Source organism: Enterobacter sp. E14S, assembly GCF_055666685.1.
The window spans coordinates 629,864-655,095 of sequence record NZ_JBVODQ010000001.1 but is presented as its reverse complement, the minus strand read 5'-3'; the positions used below and the strand labels follow the sequence as shown (position 1 = coordinate 655,095).

At 56.1% G+C, this 25,232-nt stretch carries 21 protein-coding genes and 1 pseudogene; 16 read left to right on the top strand and 6 right to left on the bottom strand.

Translation table 11 applies throughout. The features are described from left to right. Window positions 1-55 precede the first annotated feature (55 nt). Window positions 56-1,117, top strand: coding sequence for a 7-bladed beta-propeller protein YncE (gene yncE / locus ACZ6J2_RS03095; RefSeq protein ID WP_217073038.1), 1,062 nt, complete (start codon window positions 56-58; stop codon window positions 1,115-1,117). Between the two features lie 49 nt (window positions 1,118-1,166). On the opposite strand, the gene ansP is transcribed toward yncE, so the two are convergent. Continuing rightward, complete coding sequence (gene ansP / locus ACZ6J2_RS03090; RefSeq protein WP_023311978.1) at window positions 1,167-2,663, bottom strand: L-asparagine permease; 1,497 nt, start codon at window positions 2,661-2,663, stop codon at window positions 1,167-1,169. 434 nt (window positions 2,664-3,097) lie between these two features. Next, a complete protein-coding gene (locus ACZ6J2_RS03085) occupies window positions 3,098-4,633 on the bottom strand; it encodes a methyl-accepting chemotaxis protein (RefSeq protein WP_471724766.1) in 1,536 nt (511 codons plus the stop codon). 345 nt (window positions 4,634-4,978) lie between these two features. Here ACZ6J2_RS03085 and ACZ6J2_RS03080 point away from each other — a divergent pair, with 345 nt between their 5' ends. The 11 genes and pseudogenes from ACZ6J2_RS03080 (at window position 4,979) to ACZ6J2_RS03030 (ending at window position 15,258) form a co-directional block, all read left to right on the top strand. Continuing rightward, window positions 4,979-5,518 (top strand): AAA family ATPase, encoded by a 540-nt coding sequence (locus ACZ6J2_RS03080; protein ID WP_471724765.1) that lies wholly within the window; start codon window positions 4,979-4,981, stop codon window positions 5,516-5,518. A gap of 110 nt (window positions 5,519-5,628) precedes the next feature. After that, entirely contained in the window at window positions 5,629-6,630 is a 1,002-nt protein-coding gene (locus ACZ6J2_RS03075) for an LLM class flavin-dependent oxidoreductase (protein ID WP_471724764.1), read from the top strand. Next, window positions 6,627-7,748, top strand: a complete 1,122-nt coding sequence (locus tag ACZ6J2_RS03070) for a M20 peptidase aminoacylase family protein (RefSeq protein ID WP_039262859.1) — start codon at window positions 6,627-6,629, stop codon at window positions 7,746-7,748. The genes ACZ6J2_RS03075 and ACZ6J2_RS03070 overlap by 4 nt, the downstream gene beginning before the upstream one ends. Before the next feature lie 16 nt (window positions 7,749-7,764). Further along, window positions 7,765-10,028, top strand: a pseudogene (locus ACZ6J2_RS03065) (NtaA/DmoA family FMN-dependent monooxygenase). 9 nt (window positions 10,029-10,037) lie between these two features. Then, window positions 10,038-10,547 (top strand): GNAT family N-acetyltransferase, encoded by a 510-nt coding sequence (locus ACZ6J2_RS03060; protein ID WP_032656866.1) that lies wholly within the window; start codon window positions 10,038-10,040, stop codon window positions 10,545-10,547. Between the two features lie 9 nt (window positions 10,548-10,556). After that, window positions 10,557-11,483 (top strand): amino acid ABC transporter permease, encoded by a 927-nt coding sequence (locus ACZ6J2_RS03055; protein WP_471724762.1) that lies wholly within the window; start codon window positions 10,557-10,559, stop codon window positions 11,481-11,483. Then, window positions 11,467-12,240 carry an amino acid ABC transporter ATP-binding protein gene (locus tag ACZ6J2_RS03050; protein ID WP_024909602.1) on the top strand — a complete coding sequence of 258 codons (774 nt, stop codon included), beginning with the start codon at window positions 11,467-11,469 and terminating at the stop codon, window positions 12,238-12,240. Before ACZ6J2_RS03055 ends, ACZ6J2_RS03050 begins: the two co-directional genes overlap by 17 nt. 9 nt (window positions 12,241-12,249) lie before the next feature. Beyond that, a complete protein-coding gene (locus ACZ6J2_RS03045) occupies window positions 12,250-13,137 on the top strand; it encodes an ABC transporter substrate-binding protein (RefSeq protein WP_471724761.1) in 888 nt (295 codons plus the stop codon). Between the two features lie 41 nt (window positions 13,138-13,178). After that, complete coding sequence (locus ACZ6J2_RS03040; RefSeq protein WP_471724759.1) at window positions 13,179-13,796, top strand: glutathione S-transferase family protein; 618 nt, start codon at window positions 13,179-13,181, stop codon at window positions 13,794-13,796. A gap of 37 nt (window positions 13,797-13,833) precedes the next feature. Further along, a complete protein-coding gene (gene pptA, locus ACZ6J2_RS03035; protein ID WP_023335848.1) occupies window positions 13,834-14,064 on the top strand; it encodes a tautomerase PptA in 231 nt (76 codons plus the stop codon). Between the two features lie 192 nt (window positions 14,065-14,256). After that, a complete protein-coding gene (locus ACZ6J2_RS03030; RefSeq protein ID WP_471724758.1) occupies window positions 14,257-15,258 on the top strand; it encodes a Kdo(2)-lipid IV(A) acyltransferase in 1,002 nt (333 codons plus the stop codon). 45 nt (window positions 15,259-15,303) lie between these two features. Here ACZ6J2_RS03030 and ACZ6J2_RS03025 read toward each other — a convergent pair whose 3' ends face one another. Together ACZ6J2_RS03025 and ACZ6J2_RS03020 are read right to left on the bottom strand one after the other, a co-directional pair. Continuing rightward, a complete protein-coding gene (locus ACZ6J2_RS03025; protein ID WP_471724757.1) occupies window positions 15,304-16,989 on the bottom strand; it encodes an NAD-dependent malic enzyme in 1,686 nt (561 codons plus the stop codon). 32 nt (window positions 16,990-17,021) lie between these two features. Further along, entirely contained in the window at window positions 17,022-17,969 is a 948-nt protein-coding gene (locus ACZ6J2_RS03020) for an AEC family transporter (RefSeq protein WP_023311961.1), read from the bottom strand. A 404-nt stretch (window positions 17,970-18,373) separates the two neighbouring features. Between ACZ6J2_RS03020 and ACZ6J2_RS03015 the strand changes: the two genes are divergently transcribed. Beyond that, window positions 18,374-19,705, top strand: coding sequence for a 2-hydroxycarboxylate transporter family protein (locus ACZ6J2_RS03015; protein WP_471724756.1), 1,332 nt, complete (start codon window positions 18,374-18,376; stop codon window positions 19,703-19,705). Between the two features lie 121 nt (window positions 19,706-19,826). Then, window positions 19,827-20,462, top strand: a complete 636-nt coding sequence (locus ACZ6J2_RS03010) for an ECs1377 family protein (RefSeq protein WP_471724755.1) — start codon at window positions 19,827-19,829, stop codon at window positions 20,460-20,462. Between the two features lie 27 nt (window positions 20,463-20,489). Here the strand turns inward: ACZ6J2_RS03010 and pdxR are convergent, their stop codons facing one another. After that, window positions 20,490-21,968, bottom strand: coding sequence for a MocR-like pyridoxine biosynthesis transcription factor PdxR (pdxR, locus tag ACZ6J2_RS03005; protein WP_471724754.1), 1,479 nt, complete (start codon window positions 21,966-21,968; stop codon window positions 20,490-20,492). Window positions 21,969-22,132: 164 nt separating this feature from the next. On the opposite strand from pdxR, the gene ACZ6J2_RS03000 reads away from it, so the two are divergent. After that, the gene (locus tag ACZ6J2_RS03000; protein ID WP_033145660.1) at window positions 22,133-22,588 is read left to right on the top strand and encodes a GNAT family N-acetyltransferase; all 456 of its coding nucleotides are present in this window, start codon (window positions 22,133-22,135) and stop codon (window positions 22,586-22,588) included. A gap of 67 nt (window positions 22,589-22,655) precedes the next feature. Here ACZ6J2_RS03000 and ACZ6J2_RS02995 read toward each other — a convergent pair whose 3' ends face one another. After that, a complete protein-coding gene (locus ACZ6J2_RS02995; protein ID WP_471724753.1) occupies window positions 22,656-22,958 on the bottom strand; it encodes an ArsR/SmtB family transcription factor in 303 nt (100 codons plus the stop codon). A 160-nt stretch (window positions 22,959-23,118) separates the two neighbouring features. Here ACZ6J2_RS02995 and fusA point away from each other — a divergent pair, with 160 nt between their 5' ends. Further along, window positions 23,119-25,218 carry an elongation factor G gene (gene fusA / locus ACZ6J2_RS02990; RefSeq protein ID WP_471724752.1) on the top strand — a complete coding sequence of 700 codons (2,100 nt, stop codon included), beginning with the start codon at window positions 23,119-23,121 and terminating at the stop codon, window positions 25,216-25,218. The last annotated feature ends 14 nt before the right edge of the window (window positions 25,219-25,232 follow it).

Genomic DNA, 25,232 nt, shown 5'->3' with positions numbered 1-25,232 from the left:
TTGCCTGCCGGAAGTGATGTCAGCCCAAACCCCTCTTTTCAGAAAAGGAATTGTTATGTCTTTACGTCATCTGTGCTCGCCGCGTCTGAGCCTGTCACTGCTGTCTGCCACTTTACTGCTTGCCGGGACGTTCCAGGTGCATGCCGCCGAAGAGGTGCTGCGTAAAGCGGTGGGCAAAGGGGCGTATGAAATGGCGGTCAGCCAGCAGGAGAATGCGCTGTGGGTGGCGACCTCGCAAAGCCGCAAAACCGATAAGGGCGGAGTTATCTATCGCCTTGACCCGGTCACGCTGGACGTGACGCAGGCGATTCATAGCGATCTCAAACCCTTTGGCGCCACGCTCGACGGCGCGACGCAAACCCTGTGGTTTGGCAACACCATCAACGGCGCGGTGACGGCCATCGATGCGAAAACGGGCGACGTGAAAGGGCGTCTGGTGCTTGATAATCGCCAGCGCAGTGAAACCGTCAAACCGCTGCAGCCGCGCCAGCTGGTGGCGGATGACGCGAGCAACACGATTTACATCACCGGCGTCGGCAAAGAGAGCGTGATTTGGGTGGTGGATGGCGCCACGCTGAAGCTGAAAGAGACCATTGCCAATACCGGTACGTACAGCACCGGTCTGGCGCTGGATGCGCAGGCAAAACGTCTGTACACCACGAATGCGGACGGCGAGCTGGTAACCATTGATACGGCCACCAATAAAATCCTGAGCCGCAAAAAGGTGCAGGATGACGGTAAAGAGCACTTCTACCTGAACCTCAGCCTCGATACCGCCGGCCAGCGCGCGTTCCTGACCGATTCAAAACAGCCGGAAGTGTTGGTGGTGAGCCTGAAAGACGGCAGCGTGATGGAGAAGATCGCCGCGCCTGAATCACTGGCCGTCCTGTTTAACCCAACGCGCAATGAGGTTTACGTGACGCACCGTGAAGCCGGTAAGGTGAGCGTGATTGACGCGAAAACGTATAAGGTCACAAAAACCTTCGATACGCCGGTCTACCCGAACAGCCTGGCGCTCTCTGCGGATGGCAAAACCCTGTACGTGACGGTGAAACAAAAATCCACTCGCCAGCAGGAAGCCACCCAGCCTGACGACGTCATTCGTATCGCGCTGTAAATAAAAAAGGGAAGGCATTTGCCTTCCCTTTTTAATACTTACCGGATGCTTAACGCGAGGTTTCTTCCACCAGCGGTGCGTCGTGTTTTTCATCGTCGTGATGAACCGGCGCGGTGCTGTGAATTTCGTGAACGCGCTTACGCACGCCGAACCAGCCGGCAATCAGCAGTACGGCCAGCAGAGGAATGGTCGCGATGGTGTAGGTACCGTTCGGGTAGTCGAACGCCATCAGCACCAGCACGCTGAACAGGAACAGCAGGGTGAGCCAGGAGGTCACCGGTGCGCCCGGCATCTTGAAGCTCACATCAGCCGCTTTGCCTTCTTTGATCGCTTTGCGCAGACGCATCTGGCAGACCACGATGAAGGCCCAGGAGGCGATAATCCCCAGTGCAGCCACATTCAGAACGATCTCAAATACGCGGGACGGCACCAGATAGTTCAGGAACACGCCAAAAACGTAAACCACCAGCGTTGCCAGAATCCCCGCATAGGGAACCTGCTGCTTGCTCATCTTCGACATGAACTTCGGCGCAGAACCGCCCATCGACATGGAGCGCAGGATACGACCGGTAGAGTAAAGACCGGAGTTCAGGCTGGAGAGCGCCGCCGTCAGGACCACGATGTTCATGATGCTGCCAACGTAAGGCACGCCGAGCTTAGAGAAGAAGGTCACAAACGGACTCTGACCTGCCTGATAGGCAGTCCACGGGAGCAGCAGAACCAGCAGCACCACGGAACCGACGTAGAACAGACCGATACGCCAGATCACGCTGTTAATGGCTTTTGGCACCATGGTCTGCGGATCTTTACATTCACCTGCTGCGGTACCCACCAGTTCGATGGAGGCGAAGGCGAACACCACGCCCTGAACCAGGACCAGCGCAGGCAGCAGACCGTGCGGGAAGAATCCGCCGTTATCGGTTATCAGATGGAAGCCGGTGGCATTGCCGTCCAGCGGTTTACCGCTGCCGAGGAAGACGGTACCCACGACCAGGAACACCACGATGGCCAGCACTTTTACCAGCGCAAACCAGAACTCCATCTCCGCGAACCACTTCACGCCGATCATGTTCATGGTGCCGACAATCGCCAGCGCGCCAAGCGCAAAGACCCACTGCGGCACATCGCCAAACGCGCCCCAGTAGTGCATATACAGCGCAACGGCGGTGATATCGACAATACCGGTCATCGCCCAGTTGACGAAGTACATCCAGCCCGCAACGTAGGCCGCTTTTTCACCGAGGAATTCACGGGCGTAAGAGACGAAGCTTCCGCTGGAAGGGCGATGCAGTACCAGTTCGCCCAGCGCACGAAGAATGAAGAAAGAGAAGATCCCGCACACCAGATAGACCAGGGCGAGAGCCGGGCCAGCCATTTGCAGACGCGCACCCGCACCTAAAAACAGCCCCGTTCCGATAGCGCCGCCGATGGCGATCATTTGAACCTGACGGTTGCCCATCGCTTTGTGGTAGCCCTCTTCGTGGGAGTTCAACCAGCGACGTTTAGCAGCATGATGATCGGCTGCGCTTTTATTGCTTGTTTTCATTGAGTTACCTGTTTGCCTGTCTGAACCATTATCGTGATAGTCCTGCCTGGCAGAGCGCAATACAAACGATTGCTTCTGCGCAAACACATGTCGCCTTCCCAGTCATTCTGCGTATGGATAAGGCGAAACATGGCGAGGCATCCTACCTGCAATTCATAAGCGACGCAAAATATAACCGTGCCGAAAGTGATGCACGTCGAAGGAAATCGTGTGGTCAGAGCAGACGGCGATCACAACACGCTGAATCGTGATGAGTTTTTAGACAAAACATTTGGCGGGTTGATTATTTAATCATCAGAATCTCTTAATTATTACCAGGTGGTAAAGATTTTGATTGTTACAGAGCATCCGCCTGTAACCTGAAAGCGGTAACAGGCTGACGACGGCTCTGCGATAACGCACTAAAATGGGCTCAGACTTCAAAACTCCAGCGGCTAACCGCCAAAAACGGCAATCGCCTGCTGCAGGCGCGTCGTGCGCTGCGTCAGGTGATTCGCCGCGTGAGTGACGTTATCCACCATCCCCGTATTGTTGTGGGTCATTGCGCCGATACGGGAGATGGATGCGTTGATGAGCGTCAGCGCCTGGGTTTGCTCCTGCGTGGCGTGGCCGATCTCCTTAATCAGGGAGGAGACCCGCAGCACGTTGTCGATCATAACCGTCAGCTGCGTTTCGGTTTGTTCTACCTTCTCCACGCCAGCGTTGACGCTGGCGACGTTTTTCTCAATCAGCGCTTTGATCTCTTTCGCCGCCGTCGCGGAGTGCTGCGCAAGATTGCGCACCTCGGCCGCCACCACGGCAAATCCGCGCCCGGCTTCACCTGCGCGCGCCGCTTCTACGGCCGCATTCAGCGCAAGAATGTTGGTCTGGAAGGCGATACGATCGATAACGCTGATAATATCGACGATCTGGCTGTTATCCTGCGACACGGATTGCATCATACCGATGGTTTCTTTCATCATCGCTTCACCGCGGTGGGCGCTGTCGCGGGTGCGATCCGCCATCTCCGTGGCTTCTTTCGCGGTTTCTGCCGTCTGCTCCACCGCGCTGGCGATCTCTTCCACCGCGGACGCGGTTTGCTGCAGGAAGTCTGCGGTCTCTTCTGAACGCGTCTGCAGCGCCGCACCTTCTTTCGCGACCTGCTGGCTGATGGTGCCAATCCCGCTGATTTGCGCCCCGACATCGTCAACCAGCGAATTGAGGTTCAAGCCTGATTGATTCACCAGGCGCATCATCAGCCCGATGTCGTCGATCCTGTCAAAATGGTAATAGTCCGTTTTACGTCCTGAAACCACGCGCTGCATCTGTTGCACAATAGATTTTACCGGACGGGCGATCTGCGCATGAAGATAATAGGTCAGGGCAATAAACAGCAGCGCCAGACTTCCCGACTGCACAAGTTTATCAGGGAATAAATACACCGCCAGGCAGGAGAGTAACGCCGTCGTCGCAATACCCAGATGGATACGTTTACTGGTGCTGAGACATTTAAAGAGCGACATAAACGAAAATAAACCGCGCCGAACCAGTAACCCTTTATAAAAGCGGTAATGTTTTAATTCGTTATTACGCACTTTTGCATACAGTTTTTCACTGGCCGCAATCTCTTCCCGTGCGGGTATATTTCGCACGGAAATATACCCCGTCAGGGATCCACCCAGCCAGACAGGCGTTACGTTTGCCCGCACCCAGTAGTGGTCGCCATTATGACGACGGTTCTTCACCAGCCCCGTCCAGGTCTCACCTTGCTGCAGGGTAAACCACATGTCGCCAAACGCTTCGGCAGGCATGTCGGGATGGCGGATGAGGTTATGCGGCTCACCCAGAAGATGTTCTTCTTTATATCCGCTGGCTTCAATAAAAGCGGAATTAGCATAGGTAATATGGCTTTTGGTATCGGTGGTCGACATTAACGTCGAACCATCGTTAAGTAAATACTCGTTTTGTGTAACGGGACTGTTACGCCTCATGAGTAACTCCATGATGATGTGCAAGAATAAAAAATGCCCGGAAAATGGTCCGGCAAGATTAATGTGTTTATTTTTATATAACGGCCTGCTGCATATTCTCTCTGAAATTCTGACTGCCTGAAATACCCGTTGTTCATTATTTTTAATCTGTTAATGCTGGCAAATGTAATAAAAATGAAAATATTTTCAGGTGCGTTTTTTTGAATCACTGCAAATAAACGACATAACCCAAACTGAAAGAGGGAGATCGTCTCTCAGGAAAAATTGCCATGCTGAAATAGCGTTTCGTTAACAGGATGAAAACGCTATGATTTGGTCAATTTTCGTTAACACAGTGAGGCTGAGGTGAAAATTAACGTCATCGGGACCAGCGGGAGCGGAAAAAGCACGCTGGCGAAGCAGATTGCGACCGAACTGGCTATTCCCTATATCGAGATGGACAGACTCTACTGGCGACCTGACTGGCAGGGAACGCCGGACGATGTGTTTCAGGAAAAGCTGGAGCAGGCGCTACAGGCTTCGCCAGACTGGGTGCTTGACGGCAACTATAACCGCACGCGGCCGGTGAAATGGCGTGATGTCGACGTTGTGGTGTGGGTAGATTATGGCTTTGCCCGCACCCTCTGGCAGGCCGTCATCAGGGCAATCAAACGGGCCTGGCATAAGCACGAGCTTTGGCCCGGCACCGGGAACAAAGAGAGTTTCCGGCGCGCGTTTTTCAGCAGAGAGTCCATTCTCATCTGGACGATGAAAACCTGGCGTAACAACCGCACGCGTTATGAAGCCGATCTGCAAAACCCGCAGTATGGGCATATTCGCTTCGTCCGTATTACCCGGCGCGAGCAGGGGAAAACGCTGATTGCCGACTTAAAGTCTTATTCTTAGCATGGTTTTATATATCTGATTTCCGGCAAACTAAATGTAAATTAATTGTTTCTCAGTGGTGAAATGCGCCTTTAATAATGTCGACATGTTAAGTCAAACGAGAACGCAACATGTCATGGCGAATCAGCATTCTGGATAAAAGCCCCATCGCTGAAAACGAAACGGCTGCCGATGCACTGGCGCGTACGCTGGCGCTGGCCCAGCAGGCAGAAAATCTGGGCTATCACCGCTTCTGGATTGCCGAACACCACAACACTCCCCACCTTGCCAGCCCCTCGCCGGAGCTGCTGATTGCCTGGATCCTCGGGCAGACAACGCGCATCCGCGTCGGATCCGGCGGCGTGATGCTCCAGCACTACAGCCCTTATAAAGTCGCCGAGAATTTCAATGTGCTGGCCGCGCTGGCGCCCGGCCGCGTGGATCTCGGTGTCGGAAAAGCCCCCGGCGGGCTGCCGCTCTCAACCCGCGCGCTGCAGCAGGGGCTGAATCAACAGGAAAAGGGCAGCTTCGCCGAACAGCTGGCCCAGCTCGATCGCTGGATCCGCCCTGAGCATCAGTCTCATGAAGAGGCCGTTCGCGCCACGCCGCTGCCGCCGCTGCCAGCAGAAGGTTTTCTGCTTGGCGCGAGTACCGATAGCGCGCTGCTGGCCGCCGGGCTCGGCTGGCACTTTGTATTTGCCGCGCATCTGAACGGTGACCCTGATCTGCTGCGCGAGGTGGTATCGACCTGGCGTAAGAACAGCACACGGGACGTGATTGTGGCGGTACAGGCGATTGTCGCGCCGACGCAGGCCGAGGCAGAAGCCCTGGCGCAGAAGGTCGAAGTGTGGGGCGTTGAGCTGGCAAACGGCCAGCGTGTCACCGTGGCCAGCGAAGAGCAGGCTTATGCCTTTGCGCGTCAGGCGGGTAGCGAGCCGGTGCGCATTGCGCGCCGGGCGCAGTCGCTGCTGGCGGGTACGGCTGAGTCGGTACTGGAACAGCTCAACGCGCTGCACCAGCAGTGGGGCATTGACGAATTTATCATCGACACGCCGGTAGCGGAGGGAGCAACGCGCGTCGCGTCGCTGCGCCTGCTGGCCGAGGCGCGTCTTAACAGGGAGGTTACCGTATGAGCTTTGGCGAACAGCTGATTGCCTGGCGTCGCGAGCTGCACCAGAACCCGGAGTTGTCCGGCCAGGAGGTGGAGACCACAACGCGCCTGCGCCAGTGGCTGACGAATGCCGGGATTACCCCGCAGCCTTACGACCTGTCTACCGGACTGGTGGCCGAGATCGGCTCGGGCAACAAACTGATTGCGCTGCGGGCGGATATCGACGCTCTGCCGATTGAAGAGCGCAGCGGCGTGCCGTTTAGCTCGCAGCGTGCAGGCGTAATGCATGCCTGCGGACACGATATCCACACCAGCGTGATCCTCGGCGCCGCGTTAAAGCTGAAAGAGCGGGAAGCGTCGCTTAACGGCCGGGTGCGGATCCTGTTTCAGCCTGCCGAAGAGAACTTTGGCGGTGCGAAGAGCATGGTGCGGGCCGGTGCCCTGCGTGACGTCAGCGCCATCTTCGGCATGCATAACGAGCCCGGCCTGCCGGTCGGTGAGTTCGCTACCCGCGGCGGGCCGTTTTATGCCAACGTCGATCGCTTTGTGATCCGCATTACCGGTAAGGGCGCGCACGCCGCACGTCCGCACGAAGGTAACGACGCCATCGTGCTGGCGAGCCAGCTGGTGACGGCGCTGCAAAGCGTCGCCAGCCGCAACGTCAATACGCTGGATTCGGTGGTGCTGAGCGTGACGCGCATTGCAGGCGGTAACACCTGGAACGTGCTGCCGGAAAGCGTCGAGCTGGAAGGCACGCTGCGCACCCACCGCACGGAGGTGCAGCAGAATGTGAAAGCCCGCGTGGGCGAAATCGCCGCCGGGTTTGCCAGCGCCTTTAGCGCGCAGATTGATATCACCTGGTATGCCGGGCCCACCGCGCTGGTGAACGACGAGCGCTGGGCCGATTTCGCCACCTCGGTCGCCAGAGAAGCAGGCTACGAAACCCGGCACGCCGAGCTGCATATGGGCGGGGAAGATTTCGCGGTCTATCTGCAGCAGATCCCGGGGGCGTTTGTCAGCATCGGCAGCAACAGCCCGTACGGTTTACACCATCCGGCATTCAATCCGGATGAAGCATTAATTGAGCCCGCTGCCCGCTATTTTGCACAGCTTGCGGAAAAAGCCCTGCAACACGTTTAATTCTGGAGAGGTGAATATGTCTGCACATCGTCAACTGCGGCTCGGGACCATTTTGCATGGTGCATCGGGAAATATGTCCGCCTGGCGTCACCCTGAGGCCGTCGCCGATGCCAGCATCAATTTTGATTTCGTCAAAGCGACGGCGTTAAAGGCGGAGGAGGGCAAACTCGATTTTTTATTCGTTGCCGACGGTCTCTATATCAACGAGAAATCGATCCCGCATTTTTTAAATCGCTTTGAACCGCTGACGGTGTTATCCGCTCTCGCCAGCATCACCTCGCGCCTGGGGCTGGTGGGAACCTTATCCACCTCCTACAGCGAGCCCTTCACCACGGCGCGCCAGTTCGCCAGCCTCGACCACCTGAGCAACGGTCGCGCGGGCTGGAACGTGGTGACTTCCCCGCTGGAAGGATCAGCGAAGAACTTTTCCCGTGAAAAACATCCCGAGCACGCGCTGCGCTATCGCATTGCGGATGAGTATCTCGACGTGGTGAAAGGGCTGTGGGATTCCTGGGAAGGCGACGCCTTTGTGCGCAATAAAGAGAGCGGTCAGTTTTTTGACCCGGCAAAATTGCATACCCTGGACCACCACGGTGATTTCTTCCAGGTCGCCGGGCCGCTGAATATTGGTCGAACGCCGCAGGGGCGGCCGATTGTCTTTCAGGCGGGCGCGTCGGACGACGGGAAAAAGCTGGCGGCGAAACATGCCGACGCCATTTTTACCCATCACGAGACCCTCGATGAGGCAAAAGCGTTTTATCGCGACGTGAAGCAGCAGCTGGAAAGTAACGGACGCCGCGCGTCAGATTTACATATTTTCCAGGGCGTCAGCGTGATTGTGGGTAAAGACGCCGATGACGTGGAAAACCAGTATCAAACCACGGCGGCGCTGGTGTCGATTAACGATGCCCTCAACTACCTCGGACGCTATTTCGAACATCACGATTTCAGCCAGTACCCGCTCGACGAGCCGTTCCCGGATATCGGCGACTTAGGCAAAAACAGCTTCCGCAGCACCACCGATGAAATCAAGCGTAATGCCCACGAGCGCAGCTTAACCCTGCGTCAGGTGGCGCTGGAAGCCGCATCACCTCGTCCGCGCTTTTCCGGTACGCCGGAAGAGGTGGCCGACGGTCTGCAGGCCTGGTTTGAAGGCTATGCCGCAGACGGCTTCATCATTCAGGGCGGCACGCCGGATACCTTCCCGCGCTTTGTTGACCGGGTGGTGCCTGTTTTACAGGCGCGCGGCCTGTTCCGTACCGACTACCCTGGCACCACGCTGCGCGAAAGTCTCGGCTTAGACGAACCTAAAAACCAATTCACACAACAATAAAAGAGAACCCCGCTATGCAGAAAACAACGCTTATTCTGGCGCTCGCGCTGGCCTTTACCCCTGCCGTCTGGGCAGAGAACGTGAATATTAACGGCACCGGCGTGAGCATTGAGGCCAATAAAACGCCGGTTAATACCGCCAAAAACAACGATGCGGTGGCACAGCTGCCTAAAGACTATCGCTTCGCCGTGCCGGGCAAATTTACCGTGGCGGTGGCGGGCCTCAATCAACCGCCGCTGACGGTTTTCTCCGACGACAACAAAACGCTGCTGGGAAGCGAGGTTGACGTCGCCCGTCTGGTCGCAGACAGCCTCGGGCTGGAGCTGAACGTGGTGCCGACCTCCTGGGAAGACTGGCCGCTGGGCGTGGCCTCCGGGAAATATGATGCCGCCATCAGCAACATCACCGTCACCAAAGAGCGTAAAGAGAAGTTTGATTTCGCCACCTACCGCAAAGATTCCCTCGGGTTCTACGTGAAATCAACCAGCCCGATCAAGTCGCTGCAGAAGGCGGAAGACATCGCCGGGCTCCGGATTATCGTCGGCTCCGGCACCAACCAGGAGGCCATCCTGCTGGCCTGGAATGCCGAAAACCTCAAGAAGGGGCTGAAGCCCTTTACCCCGATCTACACCAAAGACGATGCGGCGCAAACGCTGGCGCTGCAGTCCGGGCGCGCGGATGCCTACTTTGGTCCGAACGTGATTGGTGCCTGGAAAGCGGCGCTGAACGGGAAAACTAAGCTGGTGGGGAGCGTCGACGGCGGCTGGCCGAAGGCGGCGCACATCGCGGTCACGCTGAAGAAAGGCAGCGGGCTGGTTGAGCCGGTGCAAACCGCGCTGAACGGCGTCATCAAAAACGGCGACTACGACAAAGTGCTGAACCGCTGGGGGGAAGGCGTTGAGCGTATTCCTCAGTCAGAAGTGAACCCGGCTGGCCTGGGCGATTAAGGAGGCGTGATGAGCGAACGATTTCGTGATGTTTCACCGGAAGACGCCGAGCTTCAGCCCATTATCGAAGGGCTGTTCGGTGAATATGCCGCCCGCTACGGGGACTACTTCTCCAAAGACGCGGAGGTTGAGCTCACCGAATGGTATTTAGCGCCGCAGGGGCTGTTTATCGTGCTGGAGCGCGACGGGAAGATTATCGCCACCGGCGCGTACAAACCTTTCGACGAACGCACCGCGGAAATCAAACGCATCTGGACGGACAAAACCCTGCGTCAGCAGGGGCTTGCCGGGCGCGTGGTGCAGGAACTTGAGCGCAGGGCGGTGCTGGCAGGATACAGCCAAATTTATCTGACAACCGGCTTTCGCCAGCCGGAAGCGGTACGGCTCTATCTCAGCCAGGGCTATCAGGCGCAGTTCGATCTGAACCGCGATCCGGAAGAGTACAGCCAGCCGCCGTTTGACGGCCGGCTGCGTTTCACCAAAACGCTGGTACGCGAAGCGTTCAGTAAAACCGCATGAGGAACGACGATGAGCAACGTTGAAACCATTAAGGTGGTCCCGGCGCGTTATCCGCTGCGGGCCGTCGGCGCCGCGGTGGCGCTGTTTGTCCTGGCGGTCGTGATTCAGTCCGTGGCCTTTAACCCGCGCTGGGAGTGGGCGGTGTTTGCCCGCTGGTTCTTTGACCCGGTGATCCTTGAAGGTGTCGGGCAGACCCTGCTGCTGACGCTGATCGGCACCGCGCTGAGCGTGGTGTTTGGCGGCATGCTGGCGCTGGCGAGACTGTCCTCGTCATGGCTTCTGAGCAGCCTGGCCTGGGGATACATCTGGCTGTTTCGATCGCTGCCGCTGATCGTGGTGCTGATCATTCTCTACAACTTTTCCTATCTCTACGACACGCTCTCGCTCGGCGTGCCGTTCACCGGGATCACCTGGGGCAGCTTTGAAACCATCAACGTGCTGGGGCAGTTTTCTACCGCCGTGGTGGGGCTCACCCTGGTGCAGAGCGCCTATACCGCCGAGATCGTTCGCGGCGGATTCCTCGGGGTCGATCACGGCCAGTATGAGGCCGCCGCCGCGCTCGGCCTGCCGGCCTGGAGACGCACGGTGCGCATCATTTTGCCTCAGGCGCTGCGCACCATTCTGCCGTCGGGGTTCAATGAAATCATCAGCCTCGCCAAGGGCACGGCGATGGTGTACGTCCTGGCGATGCCGGAACTGTTCTATACCATCCAGATGATCTACAACCGCACGCAGGAGGTGATCCCGCTGCTGATGGTCGGTGCCGCGTGGTATCTGGCGATCACCACCGTCCTGTCCGCTATCCAGTATGGCGTCGAACGCGCGCTTGCCCGCAGCGAACGCCGCTCTGCCGTTAACCAGAACCGTGCCGCCCTTCGTACCCGTTCTGTCACCACCACGCCAGCACAGGAGCCCGTCCATGCAAGCCTCTCCTGAAGGACATATTTCGATTACCGGCGTCAGCAAGTTTTTTGGTCGCCATAAGGCGCTCGACAACGTTTCTCTGGAGATCCCCCCCGGGTCCGTGACGGTGATCCTCGGGCCGTCCGGCTCCGGTAAATCGACGCTGCTGCGCACTATTAACCACCTGGAGCGCGTCGATGAAGGCTTTATTCAGATCGACGGAGACTACATTGGCTACCGTCGTCAGGGCGACAGGCTGTATGAACTGAAGGAGAAGGAGATCCTCAAGCAGCGCGTCAACGTGGGCTACGTGTTCCAGAACTTCAATCTCTTTCCGCACCTCACGGTGCTGGAAAACCTGATTGAGGCGCCCATCGCGCATAAAAAGCTCAGCAAAAAAGAGGCGGTGGAAAGGGCGTACAGCCTGCTGGACGTGGTCGGGCTGCGTGATAAAGCCGATGCCTGGTCGCGCCATCTTTCCGGCGGTCAGCAGCAGCGTATTGCCATTGCCCGCGCGCTGGCGCTGCGTCCCCGCGTGATGCTGTTTGATGAGCCCACCTCGGCGCTGGATCCGGAGCTGGTGGGGGAAGTGCTGGACGTGATCAAAAAACTGGCCCGGTCCGGCACCACGCTGGTGGTGGTGACGCACGAGATCGGCTTTGCCCGGGAAGTGGCGGATCAGGTGGTGTTTATGGTCGACGGAAAAATTGTCGAGCAGGGAAGCAGTGACGAGGTATTAAACCGTCCGTCACATGCGCGAACGCGCCAGTTCTTGTCAAAAGTGCTGTAAGGAGCGCCAATGAAATATGGACTTCTGGCGGGGTTGGTCTTCACGACGGTGAGCCACGCCAGCATTGATTTGAAAGCCAACGAGCAGCCGCTGCCGGTGACGGTGGATCGGCAGGCCGTGGCGAAGATCCCCGCCAATTACAAATTCGTTGAGCCGGGTACGCTGACGGTCGCCGTTTCGGCGCTGAATTCTCCGCCGCTGGCGCTGCTGGCCAGCGATAACCGCACGCGCATTGGCAGCGACCCGGATATCGCCCGCCTGCTGGCGGGCAGCCTGGGACTAAAGCTGAAGCTGGTGCCGACGGCGTGGGAAGACTGGCCGCTGGGGATCGCCTCCGGGCGCTACGACGTGGCGCTGGTGAACATTGCGGTGACCGAACAGCGTAAAGAGAAGTTTGATTTTGCGACCTACCGCGTCGATTCGCTGGCGTTTTCGGTGAAATCCACCAGCGATATTCAGTCAATCAAAAGCGCGGAAGATCTGGCCGGGAAAAAAGTGATTGTCGGCTCTGGTACCAATCAGGAGCGCATTCTGCTGGGCTGGAACGAAGAGAACAAAAAGGCAGGGCGGGCGCCTGCGCTGCCGGTCTATCTCCACGACGATGCCTCGGGCAATCTCTATATTCAGTCCGGCAGGGCGGACGTGTTCTTTGGCCCGCAGTCGGTCTCGGCTTATAAAGCAGCGCTCACCGGCAAGACCCACGTGGTCGGTTTAGGGCCGAAAAAAGCCTATGTCGCCACCACCACCAAAAAGGGCAATGAGCTGGTGTACGCGCTGCAGGCCGCGCTGGACGGCGCGATTAAGCGCGGAGATTACCAGAAGGTGCTGGCGCGCTGGGGCGAGCAGGGCGAAGCGGTGGCGCAGTCGGAGGTCAACCCGCCTGGGATAACCTACTAATGTTGCTCTACACTTAGGGTTTTCATCCCGCAGGGGGCAACATGATTAAACTCTATGGCGTACCCGGCTGGGGCTCGGCAATCGGTGAAGTGCTGCTAACCCTGGCCGATATCCCTTATCAATTTATCAACGTGGACGGGTTTGACCAGCCCGGCCCGCAGCGTGAGCTGCTGCAAAAGCTCAACCCGCTGTGTCAGGTACCTACGCTGGAGCTGGAAAATGGCGCCATCATGACCGAAACGGCGGCGATTGCCCTGATGGTGCTCGACAGATGTCCCGATCTTGCGCCGCCCGTGGGGCAGGCCGAACGCCAGCAGTTTCAGCGTCTGCTGATCTGGTTTGTGGCCAACGTCTATCCCACGTTTACGTATGCAGACTATCCCGAACGCTGGGTGCCGGATGCGCCGGAACAGCTGCGGAAAAACTGCATCGAATACCGGAAATCCCTCTACTTGTGGTTTGAAAGCCAGCTTAAGGCTGCCCCGTTTGCACTGGGGGAACGGCTGACGCTGCTGGACGTGTATATTGCGGTGGCGCGCACCTGGGGGCCACGCCATGACTGGTTTGCAACCAATACGCCGAGGTTTACGGCTATTGCGGACACCGTATGTCAGCTGCCGGAACTGCACAAGGTGTTAAAGGCCAACGGTATTATCTGATAACGTGGAGCCCTGAATCACAACTGGAAGCCTGCATATGCCACACGTAGATATCAAATGTTTTCCCCGCGATTTGAACGACGAACAAAAAACCGCACTGGCCGAGGATATTGCTGAGGTCATTATTCGCCATTTCAACAGCAAAGACAGCTCGGTGTCCGTTGCGTTGAATCAGGTGAACCAGGAGGACTGGAAAGCGCAGGTCTGGGATACCGAAATAGGACCGAAGCTGGACGAATTAATCAAAAAGCCAGGCTATTCAATGTAAGCACAATTGCCGGGGGGAACTCTCCTCCCCGGTTTTTCCCGTCTCGTCTTCCCGCTTTTTCGCAAAAATCGATAAAAATGCGTTTTATCTTCTCCGTTACACTTTACGTTTCTGACTGACATTTCATACATCCTTAGGAAAGATCTCAAACAGAATCAATTAAGGACAGACACGCTAAAGGATAATTTCCTCATGACAAAATTACCCCGTTTTTCACTCGCCTTTCTTCACCCTCGTTACTGGCTAAGCTGGGCTGGCATCGCCGCGCTGTGGCTCATCATGCTGCTCCCTTATCCGCTGCTGTTCCGAATCGGCCACAGTCTTGGACGGCTGGCGATGCGCCTGCTTCCGCGCCGCGTTGAGATTGCCCGCCGCAACCTGGAACTCTGTTTTCCGGAGATGAAAAAGGCGGAGCGAGAGTCGCTGCTGCAGCGTAATTTTGAATCGGTAGGAATGGGGGTAATCGAAACCGGGATGGCATGGTTCTGGCCTGCGTGGCGGGTGAAGAAATGCTTTACCGTGACGGGTTATGAGCACATGGAAAAGGCGCGGGCAAAGGGCAATGGCGTGGTGCTCGTTGGCATGCATTTTCTCACCCTTGAGCTGGGCGCGCGGATCTTTGGCATGCTTAATCCCGGCATTGGGGTGTATCGTCCGAATAATAACGCGCTGCTGGACTGGCTTCAGACGCGCGGACGCCTGCGCTCCAATAAAACCATGCTCGATCGTCATGATTTAAAGGGCATGATCCGCTCGCTGAAGCAGAATGAAATTTTGTGGTACGCCCCGGACCATGACTATGGCAAATCCAATAGCGTCTTTGTGCCGTTTTTTGCGGTTCCGGATGCCGCCACGACCGCTGGAAGCTATATGCTGGTCAAAAGCGCTAAGCCTGCCGTCATTCCCTTTGTGCCGCGCCGCAGGGCGAACGGTACCGGCTACGAACTGATTATTCTGGAGGATATCAGCGAGTCGCTGCAGGGGGGCGATAAAGAATCTGTTGCGACGCAGATGAACAGGGCGATTGAGCAGGCGGTACGGATGGCGCCAGAACAGTATATGTGGCTGCATCGGCGCTTCAAAACGCGTCCTGAAGGTCAGCCTGACCGGTATGCCCGCCGCAAGAGCGTGGCACCACGGACTGATATCCTGTCTACCGCCGATCTCTCTGACCGGTCAGGCGTCCAGCACTGAGGCAGCAATCCTGCCCTCACCGTGCAGTGAGGGCAGGGTCGAGGCTTACAGCGCAGACCTGCGGTACGGCGCATAGTCCGCCTGCCACCAGGTCTTCTCAATACGCGCCATCAGCGTCTCATCATCTATCGCCGGAGCCACGCCCTGTTCAATCGCGGCCCGGGCGACGGCGACGGCAATCTGGCGTGAGACCGTCTCAATCTGATCTACCGGCGGCAGCAATCCGCCTTTTTCCGTGGTGACCAGCGGAGACTGCGCGGCCAGGCTGCGGCTTGCTGCCATCAGCATCTCTTCCGTTACCCGGCGCGCGTTGCAGGCCAGCACGCCCAGCCCCAGGCCCGGGAAAATATAGGCGTTGTTACACTGGGCGATCTCGTAGTGTTCATTCTCCCAGAATACCGGGGCGAACGGGCTGCCGGTGGCCACCAGCGCGGCACCCTGGGTCCAGGTGATAAGATCCTGCGGCTGGGCTTCCGCCCGCGAGGTCGGGTTCGAGAGCGGCATGATGATTGGGCGCGGACAGTGGCGATGCATCTCTTTGACAATCTCTTCGCTGAACAGCCCCGGCTGGCCTGAAACGCCGATCATCACCGTAGGATGCGCGTTCTTCACCACGTCCAGCAGGGAAATATTTTGCGAGTCTACCTGCCAGCTGCAAACGGCGTCGCGCGCGGTAAGCAGGTTTTTCTGGAAATCGAGCACATTGGTCATGTCGTCGGTCAGCAGGCCGAAGCGATCGACCATAAAGATCCGGCTGCGCGCTTCCGGCTCGGTCAGGCCGTCATCCACCATCAGCGCCACAATTTTTTCAGCTATTCCGCATCCGGCAGAGCCGCTGCCCAGGAAGACCACGCGCTGGTCGCGAATGCGCGTGCCCGCGGCATGGGCCGCCGCCATCAGCGTACCGGCGGTGACGGCAGCCGTGCCCTGGATATCATCATTGAAGCAGCACAGCTGGTCGCGGTAGCGCTGAAGCAGCCTGGTGGCGTTTTTCTGCGCAAAGTCTTCAAATTGCAGGAGTACATTGGGCCAGCGCGCTTTAACGGTGCTGACAAACATATCCATAAACTCAGCGTACTGATCGTCGCTGATGCGCGGGTGGCGCCAGCCCATGTACATCGGGTCGTCGAGGTGCTGCTGATTATTGGTGCCGACATCCAGCATAATCGGGAGAGTAGAGGCCGGATGGATCCCTCCGCAGGCGGTATACAGCGACAGCTTGCCAATTGGGATACCCATTCCGCCGATACCCTGATCGCCAAGCCCTAAAATACGTTCCCCGTCCGTCACCACAATCACGCGAACGTCGTTGCGCGAAAAGCTTTGCAGCATCTCATCAATACGATGGCGATTAGGCCATGAAATAAACAGGCCGCGCGCGCGTCGATAAATCGTGGAGAAATGCTCGCAGGCTTCACCGACCGTCGGGGTATAGATAATCGGTAGCGTCTCTTTCAGGTGCGAACGCAGGAGGTTATAAAAGAGCGTTTCATTGGTGTCCTGAATATTTCGCAGGTAAACATGACGCGAAATATCGCTTTTAAAATGGCAGAACTGCACCCAGGCGCGCTCGGTTTGTTCTTCAATGGTTTCAACGTTGTGCGGCAATAACCCATGCAGGTTAAAATTGTCACGCTCTTCTTTAATAAATGCGAGCCCTTTATTAAGCAGCGGGTTTTCCAGCAATACGGCCCCGTTATAGGGGGTGTACAGAACTTCTTTCCGGGACATGGTTAACTCCTGAATTTTTTATATAAAGCAGATTAAGAGATGAAATAGATCATAATGCCTTCGGTCACGACCCCGACGGCAGTGCCAATTAATATGGAAGAGGATGCGGTATCAATATAGGTATCGCTGCGTAAGGCAAACATCCCCGCGGCAATCGCGGAAGGCGTTGCGCCAATAATGACGACCTGTTGCAATAAGGTATGGCTCAGGCCAAAGGCGATCCCCGCGGCGGCCATCATTGCCGGCTGAATCAGGTTTTTAATACTGATATTGGTAAACGTCTGCACGTTCAGTTTTGGACGCTCACCGTAAAACAGCAGGCCGAGGGCAAACAGGGACAGTCCGCCTGAAACCTTGCCAACCATCTCAATAGGCATGCTGAGAATGGAAGGGATTTGCACGCCGGCCAGACTGAGCAATACGCCGGAGACCGGGATCCAGACGATAGGATTGCGTGCCGCCTTGATGAGGTTTTGCACGATCATCGCGCCCGGGTGCAGTGCCTCCAGGCCATCTTGACCGTTTTTATCACCCATACGAATCAGGACGATAGTCAGGGGGATCATGATAACGCTGGTAATAATATTGCCAATCAGCACGCCGATAAATCCTTCCGGCCCAATCAATACCGCCAGGACCGGTGCGCCAAAGTAGGCCATATCAGGAAAGGCGCAAACCAGAGACTGAATGGCGCTGGTTTTGATATCGTGGCGAAAAACGTAGCGAGAAATAAATAGCGTCAGTAAATACGACCCCATTAAACCGACAACTAAAACGGCCATAAAGGTCAGGTTCTTAATTTTATTGGGATCGGTATGCAATGCACCGATAAAAAGATGGAAAGGAAGGGCGAAACGAATCACCACGGTTGCCATAACGTTTGCATCTTCACGCCGGGAATATCCCAGCTTTCCACTTAGCCATCCAAGTAACATTATAAAGACGAGCGGAAACAGTGACTGTAATAGTAATGAAGGCATAGTATTTCCTGTAGGGTATTATATGTGTTTTATTGCAGCGCTAATCTAGCGCTTAGAAAGCAGGGCAGGAGTGACAAGGGTCACACTCTCTCTGGTTTTATTAATTTCAAAAAGATTGCATTAGTTGGATAAGTAATACTTCCGTCAAATCTTGATAAGACGCAAAAAAGCAGTGTTAGCCGTTATAAATAACTTTAGTTACTTAATGCTGAATTAAGTTATTTAAAAGCAAAGAGCCGGATTGTTCACATTTCTCCCGGCAGGCTCGTGTTAATTTCATGTTGAGCCTGTTTTTAGAAAAGGCCATCTAAGCCTTTATTTATATTTAAAAACATTTATTCGTATCAGGAACAGTTTCAGTTATTCCTTTCTCTGTTTATCCGAACACAAATTCAGGTGATTATATGAAAGATAATCCTGTACCGACTTCTGAACTGTCGACCTCGCGTTTTGCCTTTGGGCTCAACAATACCGAGGTGGGCACGGTCCCGTTGATGCTGTTCGTCGGGATTGCCGCGATTGTGGCGACGTCCGCCTGGGCAGGGCTGCTGCCAAAAAATATGATTGGTGGACTCGCGGTCATCATGACCCTCGGCTTCGCGTTTGCCAAAGTAGGACGTCAAATCCCGGTGCTGAAAGATATCGGCGGCCCGGCGATCCTGTGCCTGATGGTCCCCTCCGTGCTGGTCTATTTTGGCGTATTCGGGAAACATACCCTTGATACCGTGCATCTGCTGATGAAAGAGGCGAATCTGCTCTATTTCGTCATCGCCTGCCTGGTGGTCGGCAGCATTCTGGGGATGAACCGGTTGCTGCTGATCCAGGGGATGATGCGCATGTTTGTTCCGCTGGTGGCGGGAACATGCATGGCCGTGCTGAGCGGCCTCATTGTGGGCTCACTGTTTGGTTATACGCCTTACCACACCTTCTTCTTCATCATTGTGCCCATCATCGGCGGCGGGATCGGCGAGGGGATTTTGCCGCTGTCCCTGGCCTATTCGGCAATACTGGGGCAGACGCCGGACGTCTACGTTGCGCAGCTGGCACCCGCTGCGGTCGTCGGGAATATCTTCGCCATTATTTGTGCGGGATCGCTGGCGCGTCTCGGCGCGAAACGCCCTGCGCTTTCGGGAAATGGCATGCTCACGCGGAGTAAAGACGACGCCAGCCTGTTTGCCGGGGCGCAAAGCACGCAGCAGACGGATTTTCATCTGATGGGGGGCGGATTGCTGATGGTGTGCGCGTTTTTCATCGTCGGCGGATTGTTTGAAAAACTGGTACACATTCCCGGCCCGGTGCTGATGATCCTGATTGCCGTCCTGTGTAAATACTTCAGGGTTATCCCGGCCTCAATGGAGCAGGGCGCGCACAGTTGCTATAAATTCGTCTCGGCTGCGCTGGTCTGGCCGCTGATGATCGGCCTCGGGATGTTATACGTGCCGCTTGAAAGCGTGGTGTCGGTCTTCTCGGTGGGATACGTGGTGGTATGCGGTTCGGTCGTGATTGCGATGGCGCTGAGCGGCTACTTTATCGCGTCGCGACTGAATATGTATCCTGTGGAAGCGGCCATTGTGACCTGCTGCCACAGCGGGCTGGGCGGAACGGGGGACGTGGCCATTTTGTCCGCGTCTAACCGGATGTCGCTGATGCCGTTCGCGCAGATCGCCACCCGCATCGGCGGCGCGTCGACGGTGATTTTCGCCACGCTGCTGATGGGCTGGATTATGGCGCACTGATCCGAAACGTCAGGATGCTGAATCGCAACGACATTTTCAGGGTGCCGCTGCGGTTCAGTCCTTTATAAAACTCACCGCGCTGTATAGAATTACCGCACCCACAGCGACGGGATACCACACGATGACCGGAAGAGTTGATTATCAGATTGAAAAATATCTCCTTACCGAAGCCGCCGAGCCGGAGCGCCTGACGCGCCAGTGGGCAGAGGTGATGGAGGAGTGTCGTGAGCAACAGTCCGGTGCAGAGGAGCGGCTGCGCCTCGCGTTGCTCAATGTGGATTACGTCACCAGCTTCGAGCTGCCCTTCAGGCTGCTCCTTACCCGTGCGCCCCAGCTGATAGACGTTGTTAGAAAAGAGCTGCAGCTCAGTCAGAAAAATGTTCTGTTTAACGGCAAGCGCTTTGGCTGCGTCTATAGCCTGAAAAGGGATCTCGACGGAATACCTGACGAATTTACCTATCAGCTGAAAACGCGTATCCAGCGCAGTGACGCGACAGGATGCAATGAAGTGCCTTACCGGCAAATTGCCCAGCAGGTTAAAGCCCCGAAGGAACGACTTAAGCTGGCGCTGGAAAACGGGCTGTCGGTGACGGCACTCGACGGGCTTTTCTGGTTTGGCATTCAGCGCATCGCGGCCGATGTGCAGAGATTACGCAAAACGGGGATGAGGATCGTGACGTCCGACGCCGAGGTGTTTGATACGCTCACCAAAACAACCCGGCGGATCCCTGTTTATAGCCTTGCTCGCCCGGAATGAGTATTCGCCGCTGACCGGTCGACGGCATCAAACATGACGGAAAATTGCGGCTAGTTTTTTTACAGCGTCTTCTATTTCCCTTTCCGTGTAAGCAGCAAATCCCATCAAAAAACCGGTGGACGCGGGGGGACCTGCATATAAATTGGTAAGACCAAGTATATCAACACCCGCGCGGCGGGCGGCGGTGGCTATTTCTTTCTCGGATATGCCGTGCTTCAGGTGACAAGGCATTTGCATTCCCCCCGCAGGCGTTTCACAGGTAACATATTCGGAGAGATATTCGTCCATCATGCTTGCCAGCGTGTCGCGACGAGCAACATAAATACTCCGCATCTTACGAACATAGGCGCCAAAATGGCCTCCCTCCAGAAATTTAGCCAGCGTCAGCTGGGTTATTGAGGCGGTGTGACCATCCATTAACGTCCTCGCCATGGTAAAGGGCTCTGTCAATTCTGAGGGAACGATGGTGTAGGCAATACGTAGCCCAGGGAACAGAGACTTGGTGAACGTGCCGATATAAATTGTCCGATTGGAAGTATCAAGCCCCTGAAGACTGGCCATAGGCTTACCTTCGTAGTGAAACTCGCTGTCATAGTCATCCTCAATAATCCAGGCTCCGTAACGGTTTGCCCATTTAACAACTGCCAGTCGTCGGTCAAGAGAGAGCGTCACCCCGGTGGGGTACTGATGAGAAGGCGTAAGGTAGATCGCCCTGGCAGGCTCGATCAGAGAATTAAGCCCGTCAACCGAGATGCCTTTTTCATCAAGAGGAACCGGAATACAGCGAAGCCCTGCAGCGCTGAACGCTTTGTGTGCCCCTTGATAGGAGGGATCTTCAATGACAATGCCATCCCCGGCGTCCATCAGCACGTGGGAACAGAGCGCAAGCGCCTGTTGAGAACTTGTCAGAACGATGACCTGTTCTGCCCTCGCACGCGTTCCGCGCTCAAGGTTGACATATTCCGCAATTGCCCGTCGCAGGCGCTCTATACCCTGGGGTGGACTTTGCTCTAACGCCTGGTGCTGAAACTCCTTCAGTACCTGTCGCTGAAGACGCTCCCAGATCGGAATGGGAAACATGCGGGTTTCAGGAATGCCGGGCGCAAGGGGGCGAGGTGAAGAAAACTCGCGGATCCCGCCGCTTTCATAAACGATCTTTCCCCGGACGCTGAGTTTTGCTTTTCGTATCTCAGCGGTTGGCTGATGCTGTCGAGGACGGGGTTTTAAAAAACGCGCGCTGGAAGAGACGAAGCTCCCTCTGCCTGTTTGTCTCTCAATAAAACCTTCGGCATGCAGGCTGGAGTAGGCCGCTTCAATGGTGTCCCGGGAAACGCCGAGAGAAGCCGCCAGCGCGCGTGAAGCAGGAAGGGCCTTACCGTGAGATAATACCCCTTCCAGTATCAGCGTCCGTATTGCTCTCTGGATCCTTTCATGAAGCGGTAGCGATCCGTTAGCGGGATCGATAATCCATGCCTTAACCGTTTCTAGCTGCGCGTGCTTAAACATTACGTTGTCCACTTTCCCTCTGTATCTCTTGATTCTAAAGCAATAGTGCACGCAGCAGGATGAAAAATTGGTCTGCCTTGATGGCGAGAATTGGCGGGGAAAAACGTGCCATTCAGCGAATACACTCTTCCTGAAACGAATAAACGGATAAGCAAAGAGGCAATATGAATAATACGAGCGTGATAATTGAGGCAGTTAAAGAACGTGATTTTGAAAGCTGGATGCCGCTATGGGGAAAATATCAGGCGTTTTACAACGTCGATCTGTCCGGGACCATTACTGAACGAACCTGGCAACGATTTTTCAGCCCCGTTGAGCCGCTATTCTGCGTGGTGGCACGATGTAATGGAGACGTAGTAGGTTTTGCGCATTATCTTTTTCACCGTTCGACATGGGCTGAGAGCGATTACTGCTACCTCGAAGATTTATACGTCTGCGAAGCCGTAAGGGGCAAACACATTGGCAAACAGTTAATAGAATATGTTCAGAGAGAAGCCAGAAAACATCATGCCAGTCACCTTTACTGGCATACGCATGAAGCCAATTATCGCGGGCAACGATTGTACGACTGGATTGCGAAGAAAAGTGGAATGATTGAATATCGTATGCACGTAAGATAAATCCCTCTGCTGACATTATGCCCCTTACATCTTTAAGGGGCATTTTCCGGGCAAAACGGGCATGTCCTTACGATTTAGCCTGTAAAAGTATCGCCATCAGCCCCGGAAAGCGGGCATCCAGATCTTCTCTTCGCAACGAAATCATGTTCTCCCGCCCCTGCGGGCGCTGCCAGATAACGCCGCTGTCGCGCAGTACGCGCCAGTGGTGGGTCATTGTCGACTTCACTACATCTTCCGGGCGCAGAGCGTTACAGCTGAGTTCGCTGCCATCGGCCAGCCGGCGAATGATCGCAAGCCGGAGCGGGTTGCCGAGGGCAAACAGCACATTTTCCAGCAGTATTTGTTCAGTTTCAGGGTGGTTTGGGATCATCGTTTTCCTGCGTTTGGCGTCAGATTGAGCTATATCAACAATAGGTCAACCGTTAAAAAATAGTTCGATAATACTCGTACAATAGGACTATTATAGCAAACGAACGAATGCACGACCATCCTGGTCGTCACAGACAAGTCATAGTGACTAAGGAAATATCATGCCCCGACCCATCCCTCTCGAACGTTATCGCAACATCGGTATCTCCGCGCATATCGATGCCGGTAAAACCACCACCACTGAGCGCATCCTGTTTTACACCGGGATGAGCCACAAGCTGGGTGAAGTACACGATGGCGCGGCAACCACTGACTGGATGGCGCAGGAGCAAGAGCGCGGGATCACGATTACCTCCGCGGCCGTCAGCTGCTTCTGGCCGGGTATGGACAGAGGCTATGAGCCGCACCGGATCAACATCATTGACACCCCGGGGCACGTGGATTTCACCATTGAGGTGGAACGTTCCATGCGCGTGCTCGACGGCGCCGTGATGGTGTATGACTCCGTGGGCGGCGTGCAGCCGCAGTCGGAAACCGTCTGGCGTCAGGCCAATAAATATCACGTTCCGCGTCTGGCCTTCGTCAACAAAATGGACCGTCCGGGTGCCGATTTCTTCCGCGTCGTGCGGATGATGCAGGAGCGCCTGAAGGCCAATCCGGTGCCGATTGTCATCCCGGTGGGTGCAGAAGATCATTTCACCGGCGTGGTGGATCTCATCAAGATGCGCACCATTCTGTGGGACGACGCGACGCAGGGCATGGTGTTCACCTATGCGCCCGTGCCGGACGATTTGGTCAGTACCGCCCAGGAATGGCGGGAAAAAATGGTCTCTGCGGCGGCGGAAGCCAGCGACGAGCTGATGGACAAATACCTGGAAACCGGCGACCTGACGGAAGCGGAAATTATCAAAGGGCTGCGTATTCGCACCATCTCGGGTGAAATTCAGCCGATGCTGTGCGGCAGTGCGTTCAAAAATAAAGGCGTGCAGCGCATGCTCGATGCGGTCATTGAGCTCATGCCGTCGCCGCTGGACGTGCCTGCCATTGATGGCGTGGATGAAAAAGGGCAGCACGCGGAGCGTCATCCAAGCGATGATGAGCCGTTCTCGGCCCTGGCGTTCAAGCTGATGAGCGACCCGTACGTCGGTCAACTGACCTTTATCCGCGTGTACTCTGGCGTGCTGCGCAAAGGCGACGCGGTGTACAACCCGGTGAAAGAGAAGAAAGAGCGCATCGGGCGTATCGTGCTGATGCATGCCAACGATCGCCACGAGGTGGACGAACTGCGCGCCGGAGACATCGCGGCCTGCGTGGGGCTGAAGGATGTGACCACCGGCGACACGCTCACCGATCCGAATGCCGTGATCACGCTTGAACGCATGGAGTTCCCGGACCCGGTTATCTCGCTGGCGATCGAGCCGAAAACCAAAGGCGACCAGGAGAAAATGGGGATCGCGCTGCAGCGTCTGGCGGCGGAAGATCCCTCTTTCCGCCTGCATACTGACGAAGAGTCCGGCCAGACCATTATCTCCGGGATGGGTGAACTACATCTTGAGATCATCGTCGACCGCATGAAGCGCGAGTTTGGCGTCGAGGCGAACATTGGCCGCCCACAGGTAACCTACCGTGAAACACTGCGTAAAACGGTGAAGGATATCGAAGGTAAATTTGTTCGTCAGTCCGGCGGTAAAGGGCAGTACGGCCATGTGGTGCTGAGCCTGGAGCCGCTGGAGCCTGGAAGTGGCTTTAAATTTGAAGATGCCACCAAGGGCGGCGTGGTACCGCGCGAGTATATCCCGTCCGTTGAGAAAGGGCTGCGGGAAGCGATGAACAGCGGCGTGCTGGCGGGCTATCCGGTCGTTGATGTTAAAGCGACGCTGACGTTTGGCTCGTATCACGACGTCGACTCCTCGGAGATGGCGTTCCGCATGGCGGCGATCCTCGGCTTCAAAGAGGGCGCCCGCAGGGCGGATCCGGTGATTCTCGAACCGATCATGCACGTAGAGGTGGAAACGCCGGAAGAGTACGCCGGCAACATCATGGGCGATCTCTCCTCCCGGCGCGGCATGGTGCAGGGAATGGCAGAGCAGTACGGAAGCCAGATTATTCGCGCTGACGTGCCGCTGGCAGAGATGTTTGGTTATGCCACGACATTGCGCTCGATGTCCCAGGGACGCGCGACGTATACGATGGAGTTCCATCATTTTGCGGAAGCCCCGCGTAATGTTGCGGATGAGATTATTGCGCGGCGCGCGAAGTAATACGGTCACCCTCT

Bases quoted from the DNA above. Each gene is read 5' to 3' on its own strand.
- ACZ6J2_RS02995 (WP_471724753.1), bottom strand. From the start codon at position 22,958: ATGATCCCAAACCACCCTGAAACTGAACAAATACTGCTGGAAAATGTG.
- ACZ6J2_RS03010 (WP_471724755.1), top strand. From the start codon at position 19,827: ATGACCGGAAGAGTTGATTATCAGATTGAAAAATATCTCCTTACCGAA.
- ACZ6J2_RS03050 (WP_024909602.1), top strand. From the start codon at position 11,467: ATGCAAGCCTCTCCTGAAGGACATATTTCGATTACCGGCGTCAGCAAG.
- ansP (WP_023311978.1), bottom strand. From the start codon at position 2,663: ATGAAAACAAGCAATAAAAGCGCAGCCGATCATCATGCTGCTAAACGT.
- ACZ6J2_RS03025 (WP_471724757.1), bottom strand. From the start codon at position 16,989: ATGTCCCGGAAAGAAGTTCTGTACACCCCCTATAACGGGGCCGTATTG.
- pdxR (WP_471724754.1), bottom strand. From the start codon at position 21,968: ATGTTTAAGCACGCGCAGCTAGAAACGGTTAAGGCATGGATTATCGAT.
- ACZ6J2_RS03070 (WP_039262859.1), top strand. From the start codon at position 6,627: ATGAGCTTTGGCGAACAGCTGATTGCCTGGCGTCGCGAGCTGCACCAG.
- ACZ6J2_RS03030 (WP_471724758.1), top strand. From the start codon at position 14,257: ATGACAAAATTACCCCGTTTTTCACTCGCCTTTCTTCACCCTCGTTAC.
- ACZ6J2_RS03055 (WP_471724762.1), top strand. From the start codon at position 10,557: ATGAGCAACGTTGAAACCATTAAGGTGGTCCCGGCGCGTTATCCGCTG.
- ACZ6J2_RS03015 (WP_471724756.1), top strand. From the start codon at position 18,374: ATGAAAGATAATCCTGTACCGACTTCTGAACTGTCGACCTCGCGTTTT.
- ACZ6J2_RS03000 (WP_033145660.1), top strand. From the start codon at position 22,133: ATGAATAATACGAGCGTGATAATTGAGGCAGTTAAAGAACGTGATTTT.
- fusA (WP_471724752.1), top strand. From the start codon at position 23,119: ATGCCCCGACCCATCCCTCTCGAACGTTATCGCAACATCGGTATCTCC.
- ACZ6J2_RS03020 (WP_023311961.1), bottom strand. From the start codon at position 17,969: ATGCCTTCATTACTATTACAGTCACTGTTTCCGCTCGTCTTTATAATG.
- yncE (WP_217073038.1), top strand. From the start codon at position 56: ATGTCTTTACGTCATCTGTGCTCGCCGCGTCTGAGCCTGTCACTGCTG.
- ACZ6J2_RS03075 (WP_471724764.1), top strand. From the start codon at position 5,629: ATGTCATGGCGAATCAGCATTCTGGATAAAAGCCCCATCGCTGAAAAC.
- ACZ6J2_RS03060 (WP_032656866.1), top strand. From the start codon at position 10,038: ATGAGCGAACGATTTCGTGATGTTTCACCGGAAGACGCCGAGCTTCAG.
- ACZ6J2_RS03045 (WP_471724761.1), top strand. From the start codon at position 12,250: ATGAAATATGGACTTCTGGCGGGGTTGGTCTTCACGACGGTGAGCCAC.
- ACZ6J2_RS03040 (WP_471724759.1), top strand. From the start codon at position 13,179: ATGATTAAACTCTATGGCGTACCCGGCTGGGGCTCGGCAATCGGTGAA.
- ACZ6J2_RS03085 (WP_471724766.1), bottom strand. From the start codon at position 4,633: ATGAGGCGTAACAGTCCCGTTACACAAAACGAGTATTTACTTAACGAT.
- pptA (WP_023335848.1), top strand. From the start codon at position 13,834: ATGCCACACGTAGATATCAAATGTTTTCCCCGCGATTTGAACGACGAA.